This window comes from Methanolobus sp. WCC5, assembly GCF_045690325.1.
Taxonomy (GTDB): Archaea; Halobacteriota; Methanosarcinia; order Methanosarcinales; family Methanosarcinaceae; genus Methanolobus.
This window is the reverse complement of sequence record NZ_CP146981.1, coordinates 1,774,879-1,792,724: the sequence shown is the minus strand read 5'-3', so window position 1 is coordinate 1,792,724 and position 17,846 is coordinate 1,774,879. Positions and strand designations below refer to the sequence as shown.

16 protein-coding genes are annotated in these 17,846 nt (G+C 45.2%); 5 read left to right on the top strand and 11 right to left on the bottom strand.

The window, feature by feature from the left end:
- Positions 1–293: 293 nt before the first annotated feature.
- The 11 genes from V7O64_RS08725 to V7O64_RS08675 all read right to left on the bottom strand — a co-directional run bounded on the left by V7O64_RS08725 (position 294) and on the right by V7O64_RS08675 (position 8,189).
- Positions 294–1,034, bottom strand: coding sequence for a hypothetical protein (locus V7O64_RS08725; RefSeq protein WP_407355036.1), 741 nt, complete (start codon positions 1,032–1,034; stop codon positions 294–296).
- Positions 1,018–1,464, bottom strand: coding sequence for a hypothetical protein (locus tag V7O64_RS08720; protein ID WP_407355035.1), 447 nt, complete (start codon positions 1,462–1,464; stop codon positions 1,018–1,020). Before V7O64_RS08720 ends, V7O64_RS08725 begins: the two co-directional genes overlap by 17 nt.
- Complete coding sequence (locus V7O64_RS08715) at positions 1,461–1,922, bottom strand: hypothetical protein (protein ID WP_407355034.1); 462 nt, start codon at positions 1,920–1,922, stop codon at positions 1,461–1,463. The genes V7O64_RS08720 and V7O64_RS08715 overlap by 4 nt, the downstream gene beginning before the upstream one ends.
- Entirely contained in the window at positions 1,910–2,422 is a 513-nt protein-coding gene (locus V7O64_RS08710; RefSeq protein ID WP_407355033.1) for a hypothetical protein, read from the bottom strand. The genes V7O64_RS08715 and V7O64_RS08710 overlap by 13 nt, the downstream gene beginning before the upstream one ends.
- Complete coding sequence (locus V7O64_RS08705) at positions 2,422–3,369, bottom strand: hypothetical protein (protein ID WP_407355032.1); 948 nt, start codon at positions 3,367–3,369, stop codon at positions 2,422–2,424. The genes V7O64_RS08710 and V7O64_RS08705 overlap by 1 nt, the downstream gene beginning before the upstream one ends.
- 110 nt (positions 3,370–3,479) lie before the next feature.
- Positions 3,480–4,937, bottom strand: coding sequence for a hypothetical protein (locus V7O64_RS08700; protein WP_407355031.1), 1,458 nt, complete (start codon positions 4,935–4,937; stop codon positions 3,480–3,482).
- Between the two features lie 28 nt (positions 4,938–4,965).
- Complete coding sequence (locus V7O64_RS08695) at positions 4,966–5,742, bottom strand: hypothetical protein (RefSeq protein WP_407355030.1); 777 nt, start codon at positions 5,740–5,742, stop codon at positions 4,966–4,968.
- A 16-nt stretch (positions 5,743–5,758) separates the two neighbouring features.
- Positions 5,759–6,238 carry a hypothetical protein gene (locus tag V7O64_RS08690; protein ID WP_407355029.1) on the bottom strand — a complete coding sequence of 160 codons (480 nt, stop codon included), beginning with the start codon at positions 6,236–6,238 and terminating at the stop codon, positions 5,759–5,761.
- Entirely contained in the window at positions 6,235–7,089 is an 855-nt protein-coding gene (locus tag V7O64_RS08685; protein WP_407355028.1) for a hypothetical protein, read from the bottom strand. Before V7O64_RS08685 ends, V7O64_RS08690 begins: the two co-directional genes overlap by 4 nt.
- Before the next feature lie 19 nt (positions 7,090–7,108).
- Entirely contained in the window at positions 7,109–7,723 is a 615-nt protein-coding gene (locus V7O64_RS08680) for a hypothetical protein (protein ID WP_407355027.1), read from the bottom strand.
- A 1-nt stretch (position 7,724) separates the two neighbouring features.
- Positions 7,725–8,189, bottom strand: a complete 465-nt coding sequence (locus tag V7O64_RS08675; RefSeq protein WP_407355026.1) for a hypothetical protein — start codon at positions 8,187–8,189, stop codon at positions 7,725–7,727.
- 135 nt (positions 8,190–8,324) lie between these two features.
- On the opposite strand from V7O64_RS08675, the gene V7O64_RS08670 reads away from it, so the two are divergent.
- The 5 genes from V7O64_RS08670 (at position 8,325) to V7O64_RS08650 (ending at position 17,835) form a co-directional block, all read left to right on the top strand.
- A complete protein-coding gene (locus V7O64_RS08670; protein WP_407355025.1) occupies positions 8,325–9,833 on the top strand; it encodes a metallophosphoesterase in 1,509 nt (502 codons plus the stop codon).
- On the top strand, positions 9,833–12,493 hold the full coding sequence (locus V7O64_RS08665; protein ID WP_407357303.1) for an AAA family ATPase: 2,661 nt from the start codon (positions 9,833–9,835) through the stop codon (positions 12,491–12,493). Before V7O64_RS08670 ends, V7O64_RS08665 begins: the two co-directional genes overlap by 1 nt.
- 96 nt (positions 12,494–12,589) lie before the next feature.
- Positions 12,590–13,453, top strand: a complete 864-nt coding sequence (locus V7O64_RS08660; protein WP_407355024.1) for a hypothetical protein — start codon at positions 12,590–12,592, stop codon at positions 13,451–13,453.
- A 27-nt stretch (positions 13,454–13,480) separates the two neighbouring features.
- Positions 13,481–17,005 (top strand): chromosome segregation protein SMC, encoded by a 3,525-nt coding sequence (smc, locus tag V7O64_RS08655; protein WP_407355023.1) that lies wholly within the window; start codon positions 13,481–13,483, stop codon positions 17,003–17,005.
- A complete protein-coding gene (locus V7O64_RS08650) occupies positions 17,002–17,835 on the top strand; it encodes a segregation/condensation protein A (protein WP_407355022.1) in 834 nt (277 codons plus the stop codon). Before smc ends, V7O64_RS08650 begins: the two co-directional genes overlap by 4 nt.
- The last annotated feature ends 11 nt before the right edge of the window (positions 17,836–17,846 follow it).

The following is a 17,846-nucleotide window of genomic DNA, read 5'->3' as shown; positions in this document are numbered from 1 at the left end:
TTTTCTTTGCCAATTTGAATACATTAAATAGCGTATACATAAAAAGGTTCTGTAGAAATCCTATTATCAATAATTTGTGAACCGCAGATAAACGCTGATGCACGCAGATATTTTAGATATTTTTAATCTGTGTTACCTGCTAAACGGCTGTTTAGCAGGCACTCAACTCCGTAGGAGGTGAGTGTATCCGTATTTATCTGTGGTTTATTAATAAAGAAAGGATTTCTGCAGAGTTCATAAAAACACAAATGAAAAAGAAGAGGAGAATATCCTCTGTTCTGCAATCCCCCGCGTCAGGATATATCTACATCTACCACATGCTCGCTGAGGATCAGCATAGTATCGTTCATATAAGCTGTAACCGATGTCGCTGTGGTACTGGGAGTGTTAATGGAGAAACCAATCTCGTCCAGGTATTCCTCCCACTTTGTGGCATGTGCACTGTTGATGGTAACTGTCACGTTTGTTGATGTGTCGGGCATTTCCATGTCGCTTGAGTTATGCCGAAGGGTAAGTGTGGCAATACCTTTGCCTGAGATGTAGGAATCACCGTTCACCGAAACAAGTCCTATGGTCAAAATGTCCTGGCCGTTTATCCTGCTTGTATAGATAGGTGGCTTTGAAATCATCACCGTAGCCTCACGGGGATATTGCTTAAAGACCGCTCCCATTTCATAGGTCAGTGTCTTGCTGTCCTTCTGGAACTGTATTTCTCCTGTGGGAATTATCCTTGGAGGATTTGCCTCATAGGTTATGGTCATCGAGGATTCGTTGTCCACTGCAATTGCAGAGCTCTGGAGCTTTAATTTGAGGACCTTTACAGGTGTCTGGTCAAAGGCCACCCTGTCCATATTACTCTGGAGTACTATGAAATTCTGTTCCGCACTCTCAAATACGTTTGTATCGATATTCGATTGTAATGCCGGATATCCTATCGCATAGACAACTCCCATCGATAAGGTCACAATCCCGAACAACAGGATATACCCCAGGGTTTCGGAAACCGCCGCATTACTTCTATCTTCTCGAGTCATAGCTGATCACATGATTTGTAGAACTGCTCAGTGCAGTACCTTCGATCGACATTGTATTTGCAATCCCGCCGATCGTAACTCTTACTTTCTTTCCTGATGATGAGGAGATAACTTCTATTATCTGGTCGGTATTCGCTATATCTGCATTGATCATATACTCTTCCCGGCCTGCTTTAGCCGGAATCCTGTATTCTGTATCAATATACCCGTTCTCAGGGAGAATAAGGTACATGTCAGTTATCATTGTGCTCATCATGTTACCAATGTCGCTCATCTCATCCTGCATTACAACTTCATTGGGTGTCTTCATGAATATATCATCTGAATTGGCACTTATTATCATGAAAAAACCAATGCATATAAGAGAGAACAAAATGTATTCGAATAAAAGTGATACTCCTTCTTCATTTCTGAACAGTTTCCTCATCATCTCACCTCGATGATCTCCGGTTCTGATACGTAGTGTGTCCTTCCGTCATTGTATGTTATATTGACAAAGATCAGGTCTATATCACTAATACCAAACGTGCCGTTTGTGGTGTTTATGGAAACCAGTGATACATCAACGGTTTCCCCGTGAACCGCGTGCAATGCTTGTATCTGTGTGCTGTAGTTGTCAAACAACTGTTCAAAGATGACAGGTATTGTTTCATTGCTTGTACTGTTTATCTCAAAGGAAAGGTCCTTTATTATCATGGCATTGTCCCTGGTATGCGAGTTCAGTTCACGGATATTGTCCTTGGGAAATTCAAGGACTGCGTTTGATGAGTGATATCCTGCTATGACCGCCTGGTTTGCCAGTGCAGCAAGTCCTATGATTATAAGTGATATGACCAGCCCTGAAAGAGCTATCCATTGAGCGTTTGTATCCTTTTTCATACTTTCCATGCTGTCATCCTCACTTCAACAACCCTTAGTTCATCATCCTGCAGCCCCCATCCGCCGCCCATGTTATGCACGGTCTGGTTTGTAAGCGTCACATAACGCCTGGCAACAACCGCATTACTGCCCGGTGGCCCGTTGATGATCACTTTTTCAACTGTAAGGTTCCCGCTTTCAATATATGCAAAGTCCACATTATACAATACCCCTGGCAGGAGGTACAAAAGCGCATCATCAAGATTTTCAAGATCTCCTGCCGGATATGTTGCTTCTGTCTTATCCCAGCCTGCAACACATTCTGTCAGGTTGTACTGCACCGAAGACATCGGAACCATGTCAAGGACTGCCAGTGCGTCAGAGCTCATCTGCTCCAGCTGTACATCCACCGCCAGAGAGTTCTGGGGTGTAACTATCATGGTGCTCTGTGTGATGGCAAGGACTGTCAGTGTCATCAGGACGGCCGCACCAAGCCCTTCCAGGGTATGTAACTGTGCCTTATTATCCATCACCACACCTCTACTATCAGATATGCAGGTTCGTAAAGCGGAGTGCTCCGGTTATTGTATGAGACAAAAGGGGGTCCGGGATCCAGTGTGACATTGCTGAACGTAAGGTCCAGCCGGTAACTCTTGTTCAGACTGAAGAGGTTATGGTCAAAGTCCAGACAGATAATATCATCTATATCTATGCTGCCACTATGTGCTGAACTTGTCCATATGTTCTTCTTTGTTATGGTAAAATCAGAGGGTTGTGTAAGTATTGTGGTATTGTCAAGTGTCGCATTCAGGAACGAAGGACTTGTACCATTAAGGTTCCTTATCTGTATGGTAACATTATCTTCACACGGTCCGTTCACAATAATTCCCTCTGATGTGAATTCATCTGTCAGGTCACTGCCCTGGAGAACGGCAGCACGCCCGGTTTCCACAAGTACGACCCGTGTTATCTTTGCAATCTCCTGATCATCTGGTGCCGTGTTTCCCCTCACTATGGGAGTGCCGTTGATTTCAAAGGGCAGTCCATCCTGTCTAATGGATATGCTGTATCCATAGGAAAAGTGGCTTCCATCGATATTGTTGTAAAGGCCCAGCATCTCAGTGAGATTTTTTTCATCGATGAGCATGAATCTCTCTATCTTGGCTTTAGATAGAATGTTGGGACTGTTGGTCAGTTTAGAGTCAGGTTCATCGTCAACTGCAAGTCCGATCCTTTTTATGTCTGCAGGATGTGCTCCTTCCCAATCAGTTCCGCTATCTGTATTGTTCCCCCACCATCCGGTATCTTCTGCAAGGACCGTTGCTGTGCGGTAAGCTGTGTAGTCCAGACTGCTCTCTCCTGCCGAGCCGGACATGAACATGCCCGGAATGAACTGCACAGTGAAAGTAAGAGCGATAAGGAATAATGATATCCCAAGTAGGAAGTCTACTGCAATTTGCCCCTTTTCATCCATCATTTTAAGTATATATGTGACATTTAATATAAAAAAGATTTGTTAAAATAAAAAATATAAAGTTCAACACCTGCACAATTACAATTCCCGACCCTAAAAACGATTTGGATTTTCTAATTCAGGTCCACGGTAAGGTCATTCCTGCTTACATGCAGATACGTTATGCTTCCCGGCATCCCGTCATAGTACAATGTAAGTGTGGATTCGTCATAATCCACAGGATCTGATTTTCCCGGTTGCTGAAGATTGAACACCACTGATCCGTCCTTTGTGATAAGTTTCATGTAATGCTGGGTCAGGTTGTACAGGGATTCAACATCCCCATTATGGTAATCGATGTCCGGTACGATACTGATTGCTGTGTCATTTCCCCATGAGAATTCAGTGCCTTTTTTGTCGCTATATTTCATCGTCAGAGTTCTGGAAAGCATATCCACGGTTGCAGACTGTTCCTCTTTTGAGCCGCTTATCGGAAATACTTCATTCCCCTCCCACGTCTCAACTCCTCCGCCGGTGGCTGTATCCTCATATACAAGCCCGATCTCAAGCTGATTGGCACCGCCTTTCTTTGCAAGAGTGTATGTGAGGGTTTTAGTACCGGATGTTGCGGTTATCTGGTAGTTGCTCGGATTGAGGCCCTGGGATGCCCTTGCTTCAAGATCGAATGAGAAATTATACATGGGCTCGGGGTTATACCGGTTAACAGAACCGACCTTAAAAGCCGTTTTCAATGTATCTCTTCCCATTGCAGGGATTACTTCCAGTTCCACCACAGCTGTATTGTTTGCATCATCGGTCGTGGCGCTGGCATATGCAAGCGAATTCGCATAATCTGCCCAGGCGTTGTAGAATTCACTCTTAATATAGATTATCACTTTATCTGATCTTAGGGGGTTGGTCCTTCTTGCATCTGAAGAAGGGTCAGGATACAATACTGTGGGCATGTTGTCTGAGCTCACAGTTATTCCTACATCCGATCTCCCGCTATAGACCTGATTTCCTTCTATCTTCATTACAGGTAATGTAAGTGTTTCTCCGTTGTAGTGGAACTCCGGGGGTGATATCATCACCGACCTACCATTAGGATACCTTGACCATACCCCTCCCCCTTCATATCCGATCATCCTGTCCTTGTTAGTGTAAACAATACTTCCCATGGATGCATTGAACTCATTCATGCCAGGTTCACCTATGTGTGGATTCCAGCTTCCCCATTGGTTTTTCTTATTTCTGAAAATGCTATACCATGGTGCACCAATGTCAACTGATATAATTACTATCCTGCTATCTTCATAGGACATGTTATCTCCTTTCACTCTGACATCTCCGTCCATCATGGAAAAAAAAGTTGTCTGGCTTGGGGATTCTCCAAGTGCAACCTTACTTGTTCTTGAATCAAACACTGTAAATGCCTGTTCCACTTTCTGGGCATTGGCCATATCCTGCATCTTATATATTGTAGGGACGCCATAAAGGAAAATAACACTTATCGATGCAATCGTAAGTGCAAGTATCATTATCATGCCAACGACTGCAGAGACAGCATTTTCCGATTCCAGGAATTTTTTCATTTTCTTACACATCCCAAACTGTAAATTCTCACTCTACGGTCACACTCATGGGTGATACTGTTATGAATACCTCGATATCAGGATTGTAATCCTTTCCTGCCAATATGGTCCTGGTACTTGTGTTCACATCTATTATATGCATGCCAAGTGATTCACTCAGATGGTTTTCCCATGCCTGGTAATAATCACTTGATAATGTTATTTCCACTCTGGATACATTCCTGTAACTCTCAACCGAAAGATGCCCGCCATCTGATATCACACGGATCAGTCCTGATCCTGATATTGCATTAGTACCTGTGATCGTTACCATGGGTATTATCATTGAACTATTGTCATAGGCAAAAACAGGCTTTGAGATCTCAACTGCTCTGCCAAGAGGATATTTTGCCCATGCACCGGTATTCTCATAGGCAACAGTTGTATCCTTGTACTCATTTTTGATCATGCGCAACTGCCTTTCATGGGAAACAGCCTCATAGGATGATGTGCTTGCGTTCCATGTATGCATAGTAACATTCATGTAGCTGTTACCTGTCACAGAAATAGTGCCTCCGTGCATCTTCAGTTCCACTGACTGTGAGGGTGCTTTACCTGCAACTACTTTGTTCATGTTCGGGGTGAGCACCGAGAAACTTTGCCGGATATTCTCGGTATGTCCCGTTTCTTTCATGTGCTCAACCATGGGGTAACCTGCAATACCTATGATGGCAATTGCCAGAAGCATCAATCCAAGTGTTATGCTGAAATCAACAACTTCGGAAACCGCATCATCGGAAAGGAATGATCTGTTCTTGTTTTTCATTTTATCATCCGGATGATCATGATATGGTTATTGAGTTTGTCGCGGGGCTGTAGGTCATGAGATACTCGCCCTTTGGGCTATGCAAAGTGGTTGAAATGACAATTGTGTTGTCTGCATAATACGGGACTTTTATTTTCGTATTCTCTCTCTCTTCCGATACGAACACAATATCTGCGCTGCTGTTATCAAACTTGATGGAATATGGTTTTCCTGCGATCTTTTGCGGCAGGGAAAGCTCATACCTTACTTCCCATATATGTGACCCGGAGTCATCTGCACATCCGACCATGGTGTCAATTGTCGCAATACGTACGGCAATATCGTTCCCATGTATCTCAAACTCATCACGCATCACTTTTTGCTCTGCCTGGTCCATCAGGGTATAGAATGAGCTGAGAATGGTAACTAGCATCAGGACTGTAATCGAAAATGTGAGTATGAACCCTATTGATATTGAAACTGCATCGTCATCATCCTTGAGTTTTCGGAGTTTCATGCTTTCTCTCCTGGCAAAGATACGGGAAGATCGCGCTTGATATATATTTCACTTGAAGACATGGTAATTCTGGGATTTACAACTAAGTATCTTGCAAAACTGAATTCTTCACCTGAGGTCATGCTGCCTGAGAATGTACAGTATCCCGCAGCTTTGCTGCCATTTATCACATTGATTGAATAATCGTTGCCTTCTGTAAACGTTGAAAAATGGAATGCAGCAGGGGTGGTGAAGTCTGTCATGTCTCCTGTGATATTTACCTGGCCGGAAGCTGTATATGTTCCGAGTATTGTTGTCCGGTCCCTTATCGTGATATTGATCTGTCCGCCTGAACTGTACAGTTCGATAGCCCAGAGGAGTCCGGAACTATTGGTGGCTGTTATCATCAGGCTCTCAGAACTGTTTCCAAGCTTTGATACATCCGGTATTTCCATTAAGAACAGATCGGTGCTGTTAACATTGCTGGCAACTGTCCAGTTATCTTTTCCATTATCAAGACCGTTCTGTGTGAAATATGGTTCATGTAATGTATTATTCTCAAAGTTGAATGTAAACCCTGATATGGCGAAGTTCCTGGAAGCCATAAACGCATATGAGTGCAGATATTCTTCAAAAGCAGTATTGTTGAAAGTTCCTGTTTCCATGGCATAGATATATGCATCCTGGTAGGATTCTGAAGTTATCTGGGCTGCATTTGCAATGTCATAGCGTGAAGTGTCAATGCTTGATTCAGAGGCAATGTTGCTGGCGTATATCACATTGTTCAGCATGATGGTAAGCACCACTATCCCCACACCTACTGCAAACCCAGCCACCAGGAGCAATTGTGCATTGTCATCAAGTTGTCTCATTCCTTCACATCCAGTTGTTCTACATTCTCCAGAGCGTCATCTTAACATTGACTATGTTATAAAATCCACTGCCTATGTCTGCATCAGGTATGCCTGTGTTCGTAACGAATGACGATGAGTTCCCGACCTCATTGTCTGAAAGGACTACTTTTTTAGAGATTATCACTGCATTGTCGGAGGGGTCTCCATTGTATATGTAAGGCCGGCCCATCGTAATGCCATTGGTATCTATCCATGTGAAATGAACATTATGTGCAATTCCCCGGGGGATTGCAATAAAAAGGAGCATATCCCCCAGAGAACTATTTGCCAGAGGTATGCTGTCAGAATCTCTTGACTGGTATGCAGTGCCGTTCCATACATATTCTCTGCCGTCCCAATTCTTGATATCGTTCTTAAGGGCAGAGTCATGTCCGTAGGGTGCATAGGAGAGTACATTTAACATATCCTGTCCCATTGTCTGCAGCTGGGCTTCAATGTGTGCATTTGCAGTTGATGATGTCAGAGGTGTGAGGGATGTTGCCTCAACAGCAAAAACGATCACTCCTATCATGATAAGTGCCGCCATTACAGCCTCAAGGGTGTGCATCTGAGCATCTGTCTCTTTGTTTGAACAAAACATTCTCCCGGGCACTTTACCACACCCTGAATGACATGATAGCAACCTCTGTGTTCCCTGTATCGTCTTTGATCAGGACTATTCTTTTTGTCTGCCCTACATTTACACGGGATGGTATTGGTTTTCCTGCCATGTTAATTAGACCTGTGCCGTTTTGAAGTGTGACATTAAAGTCATAGCTTACATATGATCCGCTCAAACCAAGGTAGCTGGTTGTATCCGTATAATTCGTGCCAAGTTCTGTGAAGAATATGTCTGCTTTTGTCATGGTAACCAGATTTGGGACTGTTTCATCTCCTTCACTCAGGATCTTTTCCACCAGAGCTGTTGCTGTCCTGTCTGCGATAAGTGTAATCTCGTCAGAATTTGAATTAAAGGGTGCAAATATTCCTGAAGTGTAATTGAATACAAAGATGACTGTGAAAAGAAAAATTGTGATGCTTATGAGGTAGTCTATGGTGATCTGTCCTTTGCTGTCCATGGTGCCCTAATATATCTAGAACGAAGATATATAAAAATCAATTGTTATATATAATTTATATATTCTATAAACTATTGTATGTTCTCATTTCTTCCCCAAACAATTAAAAACTGCAAAAGCATATTGTAATCCCTGATGGATGATATAAGGATAATCCACACAGGGGACACGCATCTTGGATACCGGCAGTATCACAGTGATGTGCGCCGGCAGGATTTTTTTGATGCTTTTTCAGCTGTGGTGGATGATGCTATTAGTATGGATGCAGACGCAGTGGTGCATGCCGGTGACCTGTTTGACTCCAGGAATCCTACGCTGGATGATATACTGGATGCCATGGGTCTTTTCTCACGGCTGAAAAATGCAGGGATCCCCTTGCTTGCCATTGTAGGCAACCACGAGAGCAAACAGAGCACACAATGGCTTGATCTCTATGGCAGTCTTGGTCTTGTGACCCGCCTTGGTGCCCGGGCATACAGGCTGGGTGAGGTCGCACTATATGGCATTGACAGTGTACCAAAGACAAAGATCCCTCTTTTTGATTATTCGGTATTCCGGGACAAAGGGACCGATGCGAGGTATAACCTGCTTGTGATGCACCAGCTTGTAAAACCATTTTCCTTTGGTGAGTGGGACATAAAAGAGGTGATCGATTCTCTGCCCTTTAAGCTACATGCAGTTCTCCTTGGTGACAACCATAAACAGGAAACTGTAAAAGTGGATGGGGTGTGGGTAACCTATTCCGGAAGTACCGAAAGGAACAGTACTTCAGAGCGTGAGCCAAGGTCCTACAATATAGTCACTGTCCGGGACAGTGGTATAGAGATAAGCAAAAAAGTGATCCCTACTCGTGATTTCGTGTTCATCCCCGTGACACTGGCCGAAGGATCGGATGCACATGAGGAGTTATTCTCCAGGGTAATGGAATATGATATTGAAGGGAAGGTTGTCTTTGTAGAGATATCAGGCGATGCCAGGCCTAAGCTGGACTTTAGTGAAACGGAGAGATTCCTCTTATCAAAAGGTGCCCTGATACCTGGTATCAAGGACCTTCGCACGGGAGCCGATACCCTCAGTGATCAGGCACTGAAGATAACTTTCTGCGACCCTGATGATGTTGTCAGGGGAGAGATAAAGAAAATGGACCTTACAGCCGGAGGACTGCTGCTTGATGATATAATAAGGGACCCTCTGATAGTGAAGACAAGGGTAGGTGATGAAACGGAGGCCAGGCTGGGACAGTTACTTGATGATGTCGATTTTTCCGGTTCCATCCCCGCAAGGCCGGTATCTGTCAATGTTTCACATGAAACTGAAGAAATTGATGATGACCAGCTTATGAAGCATGCAGGACAAAGGGAAGAGAAGAACGTTTCATCAGGTGGCGGATCGGATGAGGGTATTGATGATGGTCCGGATATGTTAGTTACTGAGCAGCCACATGCATACTCTGGTGAAACATCCGGTGAAGAGACAGACCCCACAGAACACAAGGGTGCAGTAAGTCATGAAAAAGAGCAAATTACCGGGAAAAAGGAAGGTGCTGACAAAGCCGCAGTGAATGAAAAAGAGTCGTCCGCTGAGAAAAAAGCCGGGCATGATGCCGCAAAACCCCGGCAGTACAACCTGGGTGATTACCTGTGATGCTAAAACGTCTGGCAGTTGAGAATATCCGAAGCTACAGGAAGCTTGATATTTCGTTCAGGAATGGTGTCACTGTGGTATCGGGAGTCAACGGCAGTGGTAAATCCAGCCTTCTTGAAGCATGTTTTACTGGTCTTTTCGGAAGCAAGACACTTGACAGGGACTTCGTGCTCTCTGATATCATTACCCGTGGGGCAACAAAAGCATCCATTGTGCTTGAATTTGAGCAGAATGGTCATGATTATTCAGTGGAGCAGTCCTTCAGGAACGATCCTGAAAAAGGCAGGGCATCTAATACCAGGTCGGTCTTCAGAAAGGATAGGGAGATTATATTTGACCAGGCTACGCGTACTTATGAAGCCGTTACTTCGCTTCTTAACATGGATGAAGAGGCTTACAGGAATTGTGTCTACATTCGTCAGGGTGAGATCGATGTGCTCATCAATGCCAGGCCCAAAGATCGCCAGAAAATGATAGATGACCTGTTGCAGCTGGGTAAACTGGAGGAGTACCGTGAGCGTGCTTCCAGTGCCCGTGTAGGGGTGGGAAGGCATCAGAGGGACAATGAAAGGAGGATCCAGGAAATTTCAAAGGAGCTGAAGTCTCTTGAGGATTCCGATCCTAGTGGCAGGCTGGCATCCCTGCAGACCAGGTCAGGCCAGATAGATACTGAACTTTCCTCCCTGAATGAGAAAAGGGATCGCACGCTTTTCCTTATAGATGAGCTGTCCAAAAAGCTGTCCCAGCTAAGTGAACTTTCCGGAAAGAAAGAGGCTTTACAAAAGCAGGTAAAGGAACTTACGGCCAGGAGATCTAATTCCTTACTTTCCATTGATTCTCTCTCAAATGACATACGTTCATGCAGGAAAGCGCTGGATGCAAAAAGGGAACGGGCATCTGAGATCGGAACAAAGCTTGGGGTTGATCAGAAGCAAGCCGATTCGCTTGTTACAGAACTGGATGAGGATGAGCGTTCTTTGCGTGACGCATTGGGTGATATTAAAAGCAAGAAGGCCGTATGCGAAAAAGACCTGCTTAACATAGGCACATCTATCAAAGATAATGAAAAACAGGTGAAGTCCCTTGAAGATAACCTGAAGGATACAGGATCCAGAATAAAGGCTGTAAATGATGAGATCGCTAAACATCAGTCAAATATTGAAGAACTTGAGGCGCGCCATAGGGAAGTCGTATCAAAGGTTGCTTCATTGGGTATGACCCTTGAAAAGCTTGAGAATATAGATGATGTCCTTGATCTTGTGAACGACCAGCATAAAAGGCTGCATGGTCGCGAAGCAGGGCTGAAGGCGCAGATATCAGAACTCAGGTCAGCATTGGAGAAGTCAAAAAAGCTGCTGGAGGCGGGCAAGTGTCCCACGTGCGGCCAGGATCTTAAGGGCTCCTGTGTGGAAGAATCCACCGTATTAAACGGGGAAGCATTGGCAAAGCTGGAAACCGAACTTTCCGGTCTTAGAAATGACCTGTCTGAGATCCAGGTAAGGATCGAGAAGGTAAGGTCAGCGCGCAGTTACAGGTCAGAAATTGATGTGGTACTCAGGGATCTCGATTCTGAGAATGAGGCAATTAAGAGGGATAACAAAAGGATTGAAGAATACCGGCTGCACATACAGGAGAATGAGCTGAGGATAAAGGAACTGCTTTTTGGCAGGGAAACACTTGAAAAGGCTCTGGGTGATACCCGGGAGAGAGCAGGATCGATGAAGCAGGAGGAAGATTCGTTTTCAAAAGAACATTCAAAGGTCCTTGAAAGACTATCCCTTGCAAGGGAAATGCAGAAAACCCTCGGTGAATGTGATAAAATCGGTTCTGATATAAAGCAGATGGATGAAAAGATAAAGAGCATCCGGGAAATGATCTCTCTCTTTGACGGTCAGATAGGTGAGAAGAAGGATTCACTGAATGAAATAGATGGGAAGATGGGAGAATTTGACAAAAAGGAGCTTGAATCCCTCAGCAGTCAATATGGCCTTGCTTTGGGGGTGATCAACTCCGGGATAGGAGAGCTGAAGCTTGAAAAGGATGAGGTCATGAAGAAAGCCGGAATGGCCGAGAATGACAGGAAAAGGCTTGCAGCTATGAGAAAGGATCTTGGGATACTTAAGAACCGGGGTACTTATCTCAATGCAGTGTACTCTGATGCAGAGGAGCTTGAGAGTATGTATATGCGCGTACGTGCGCAGCTGCGTTCAAGTAATATCCGGACGCTTGATATGCTCATCAACGAGATATTCTCTTTCATGTATTCCAATAATGCATATTCTCATGTGCAGCTGGATGCCGATTACAATCTTACGGTGTTTGAAAAGGACGGCACCGCCCTTGAGCCCAAACTGCTCAGCGGTGGCGAGAGGGCATTGTTCAACCTGGTGCTGCGCTGTGCCATATATCGTTTGCTGGCGCTTGGTAATTCTTCTCACGATGGCAAGGGTCTGCCTCCCCTTATAATGGATGAGCCAACAGTGTTCCTTGACCGGGGTCATGTGCACCAGCTGATAAAGCTTATCGACATGATGCGGGACATAGGGGTGGCACAGATTCTCATAGTTTCCCATGACGAATCCCTGATAGATTCAGCAGATCATGTATTTTCTGTTGAGAAGGATTCGGTGACCAATACTTCTGCCATATATGCCAGATAAACTGGAAAGCAGGTCAAATTAAATAATTATTTATTGTTTGAAATAATAAGATGTGACAACCATAAGGTATATTTATACTTTTATTCATATATTAACGTGGCATTTTCGCACAACCGCGATGAGGGACTGAATGGATTTGCGAGGCTTTTCATGAACACTGAAAACAGGGACTTTGTCATTGAACGCCTTGAGCGGCAGCTTAAGGAAAAAGAAGCAGAACTGGATGATATCAAGAATAATCTCCGCGAGTCTATCCTCCGGGAGATAAGAAGTGATCTTAAGAACGACCTCGATTTTCACAATCGTATAGTGCAGCTTGAACATAAGGTCCAGGCTTTGAGCAGTAATCTCAATGGTATCATGGATGAGCTCCTTGACCAGAAATCAATGATACGCTCCCTTGGTGAGTTATCAGTTTCAAAGGAAAAGAAGACAGAACCAAAAGCTTCTGAAGAACCTGTTCCCAGGGAGAATAGCGCACCGAAGGTATACAGGCCGGAGCCTAAACCGGTGACATCCCCGGCAAGCCCTCAGCAACCAGGGCCTTCGTCATCCTCATCTCCAATTACTGAAACCAGCTCCTCTGTTCCAAAAGAACCGCTATCTTCTCCAAAACCGGTGAATCCGAAGGTATCTGTCAGATCTGCTGAGAGGGTTCCATACCCCGGAAATGTGCGGGAATCCCCTTCTTCAAATATGCGCCTGAATGTACGGGAGGTTCCTTCTGTAAAGCAGCCTCAGATGCCTGAACCGGAGCACAGGTCCGAATATATAATCGCAGAAACGGATGATGAGCGCAAGCTTCGGCTTGACAGGAACTCACGTAAGACAGTTGATACATGCAACTATATCGTTGCAGAGGAAGACAAATCATCATGCAATGATCAGGATTCTGAATATGAGACCGTTGAAGCGCGCGAGGATGAAGATGCGGTGGTTACCATCACACGAAGAAAATAATCCTTTTGATAAAAACAGAGGAATCACGTGTATATAAAGGAACTTGAGTTCATAAACTTCAAATCCTTCGGAAAAAAGGTTAAAATACCTTTTTTTGATGGTTTTACCACTATTTCAGGTCCCAATGGCAGTGGTAAATCTAACATAATAGATGGTATCCTCTTTGTGCTGGGATTATCAAGCTCAAGGACTATGAGAGCTGAAAAGCTCACCGATCTTATATATAATGGTGAAGCTTCTAAAAAACCTGATTTTGCACAGGTTACAATTCGTTTTGATAATACTGACCGTGAGATGCCCTATGATGCCGATGAGGTGACGATCACACGGAAAATAAGGGAGACCGATTCAGGATATTACAGTTATTTCTATTTCAACGGCAAGGCTGTAAGCCTTAGCGATGTCCACAATTATCTCGCAAAGGCCCGTGTCACACCTGAAGGTTATAATGTTGTTATGCAGGGTGACGTTACCCGCATCATTAATATGACTCCTGCAGAGAGGCGCAAGATCATTGATGAGATCGCAGGGGTTGCTGAATTTGACAATAAACGGGATCGTGCCCTGGGTGAACTGGAGATTGTGCGCGAGAGGGTTGAGAGAGTTGACATAATCATCGAAGAGGTAGGCCAGCAGCTTGGGAAACTAAAAACTGAGCGGGATCAGGCCCTGAAATACCAGTCCCTTAAAGAAGAGAAGATGAGATTTGAAGGCTTTGTCCTTCTTGCAAAACTCAAGGATGCAAAAACAGAGCTTTGCTCAGTTGCAGATGATATCCTGGCAAAGGAGGAGGTCATTGCTAACCTGGAGCAGGAGCTTGAGGCAAGAAGACTTGCTGTGGAGAAACTGGAGCAGGAGCTTGAGGAGATGACCCTGGACATCCAGAGAATGGGTGAAGATGAGCAGATCAGGGTCAAAAAGGAGATAGAAGGTATCCGGGGCGAGATATCAAGATGTACCGATACTATAGAGCTGTCTGAAAAGGAAGCCGAGGATCTCGAATCAAGACGCAGGAAAGCTTTTGTTGAGATAGATGAGATCAAAGGCAAGCTTGAGGGACTGGACCAGAAGATATCTGAAGAATCAATGAGGAAGGAAAGTGTCCTTGCTGAAATGTCAGAGCGCAGGACAGAGCGCATGTTGCTTCAAAGCAGGATTGCGGATGTTGATGCAAAGTTCGCCCAGACCAGGGATGAGCTCAGCACCCTTAAGTCCGGCCTGGAGGCAGCCAAGAATGAGAAGAATGAGCTGATGCGGCAGGAAGATCGCCTTCTTGATTCGCTGAGAAGGAAATCTGCCCAGGTCAGGGATATAGAAAGCGAGATAGCAGATGCCAGATCCAAGGCTGAATCCTCGGGTAGTGACACTCTTTCAGTTCAGTACGATATCGAAAAGCTGAATGAGAAAATAGATTCCCTCACAAAGGATATCGATGACCTTGAAAGCAACCGCTCCCAGTTAAAGGTCATTGTCAAGGAATTTGAGGATGAGCTTCGTAAATATGAGAATGATTATGCCAGGATCGAGGTAAGGGTCCGGGCGGCAGAGGACCACAGTAACTATTCCAAAGCCGTGGAAATGGTGATGAATGAGAAAAAACACCGTGGTCTCCCGGGCATATACGGTACCATCGCAGAGCTTGGCAGTGTGGACCAGAAATATTCCAATGCACTTGGAATTGCTGCAGGCGGACGGATGCAGGCAGTTGTTGTGGAGAACGATGAGGATGCTGCCAGAGCAATATCTTTCCTGAAACAAAGAAGAGGTGGAAGGGCCACTTTCCTGCCATTGAACAAGATGGAATCCCGCAGGCCCTACAAGGATCTTTCCGACAGGGAAGGCGTTATAGGCTATGCTATGGACCTTATTGACTTTGACAGGAAATTCGAAGCAGCTTTCTGGTATGTTTTCAGGGATACGCTTATTGTGGACACACTGACAAATGCACGTCGTCTTATGGGGGGTCTTCGGATGGTCACCCTGGAAGGAGATGTTGTTGAAAAGAGCGGTGCCATGGTGGGTGGTTCACAGCAGCAGAGTTCCGGCCTTTCCTTTGCTGCTTCTGAGAAGGATAAGCTTGTGAAGATTGCAGAGAAGATAACAGAGCTGGATTCAAAACGCAGCAATGCCATAAAGAAACTGGATCAGGTAGAAGGTCATATCTCCCAGATAAATCGCGAGATACATGAGCATGATAAGGAAATTTCCAAAAAGCAGATGCAAATTGAAGAGATAGCAGGGCGTGGTGAGCGTCTTAACCAGCTCATCGAGTCTAAGAGCCGGGAGCTTGAAGAGATAGAGGAGTCCCGCAGGGAACTCAGGGGTGAGATGGACGGGACCGTTTCAAAGAAGGAGGAACAGGAGGAGCTTGTCCGCTCCCTTGAAAAGGATATTGAACTGCTTGAGGAGAAGCTTGCAGGTTCTGAGGTACCTGAACTTAACAGGCAGGCAGAACAACTTGATGAGGAGATCAGGCGCCTGGATGGCAGGGTAAGGGATATTGATTCCACCCTGAATGCCCTCCATCTTGACCGTGATTATGCGTCCTCTAAGATCGAGGAGAACAGGGAACTGATAAGGTCCATGGATGAAAAGAAAGCTTCGTTCAGGCAACGTGTTTCTGATCTTAGGAACAGGATAACAGAACTTGAAGTCACTCTTCAGGAAAAACAGCAACGTGAAAGTGAGCTTGCAGACAAGCTGAGGGAATTGCAGCAGGAGCGTACCCGGCTGCATGATGAACATACTGCTGCAAAGAAGGAATTTGAGAAGATACGATTGAGGTTTGATGAGGGTAACAGGCAGATGATGGCCCTGAAAGCCACAAAGGATGCCCTTGATGAACAGGTCACGGAACTGAAAGAGGAGATAGTCAGGCGTGGTATAGAGGAGACCGATGAGGTTCCAAACTATGAGACCGTGCGCACAAGGATAGCTTCTGTAGAAAAGGCTATGGAGCGTCTTGAGCCTGTTAATATGCGGGCAATTGATGAGTATACGGAGGTAGAGTCCAGGCTTGATGAGCTTGTCACAAGGCGCGATACGTTATCCACCGAAAGGGAGCAGATACTTGAGCGTATCCGGCAGTATGAACAGCTTAAAAAAAATACTTTCATGGAAACCTATGAAGGCATAAATGAACCTTTCAAGGAGATATTCCACGAGCTTTCCGATGGTATAGGCGAGCTTGTTCTTGACAATTACGATGATCCGTTTGCAGGGGGGCTTACACTCAAGGCACAGCCAAAGGAAAAGACCCTGCAGCGCCTGGAGGCTATGTCCGGTGGTGAGAAAAGCCTTACAGCGCTGTCCTTTGTTTTCGCTATACAGCAATACCGTCCGGCTCCTTTCTATGCTTTTGATGAGATCGACATGTTCCTTGACGGGGCAAATGCGGGAAAGGTTGCCCAGCGTGTGAAAACGGCAGTTGCAAATGCACAGTTCATTGTGGTATCCCTAAGAAAACCCATGATAGAAGCTGCTGAACGCACCATTGGGGTTGCAATGCAGGAAAATAATATTACAAGTATTACGGGTGTGAAATTACGTTGAACGAAATAGCAGAAGATATAAAGACAGTTCAGGCAGTGGATATTGCCAGGGCAGAGAGCGTTTCGTTACCCTGTACCATTGACCCGGAATTCATAGAGACTCTGAGAGGTCTGGGTGTCGATGAGGCACTCCTCGATTTCCCGGAAGATGTGCTAAGCGAGCCTGTGGAGATACTCATGAACCTTGCAAAGGATGGAGCTATCAATCCATGGGATATCGACATTGTCAATGTGACAGACATGTTCCTTGAACGCATTGAGGTGATGGAGATGCTGGATCTTCGTATATCCGGCCGGACCCTTCTTTATGCAGCCATACTGCTACGCATGAAATCCACAGGGATCGTTCAGGAAGATGAGGAAGATGACTGCTTTGAGATGCTTGACACTGAACTGGACTTCTATGAGGTTGATGAGTATCCCGTTCCCACTCTTCCAATTCGCCGCAGGGCCACACGCCCGGTCACTCTCCAGGAACTTATCGTGGAGCTTCGCAAGGCAGAAAAGGTCGAGACCCGGCGCAAGGATCGCAGTATCCATCGTAAGCTGGAAGAAAGATCTGCCGTGACCACCGATGAGGTCCTTGGTATTGCCCATGAGGAAGATATACTGGGCCGTGTCCGTGACATGGGGGAGTTTCTGAGTGAACATTTCAGGGAAAACAAATGTGCAATGCTCTCCGATCTTCTGACCGGTGACAGGTCTGAGAATATCATGACCTATATATCGTTACTTTTCCTTGCCACTGATAAGAAGATCTGGTTGTCACAGAAGGAACTCTTCGGTGAACTCTATGTTTATCCTATCGAGCCTGTATATGAAGCTGTTTAAGAGGTGTGTTC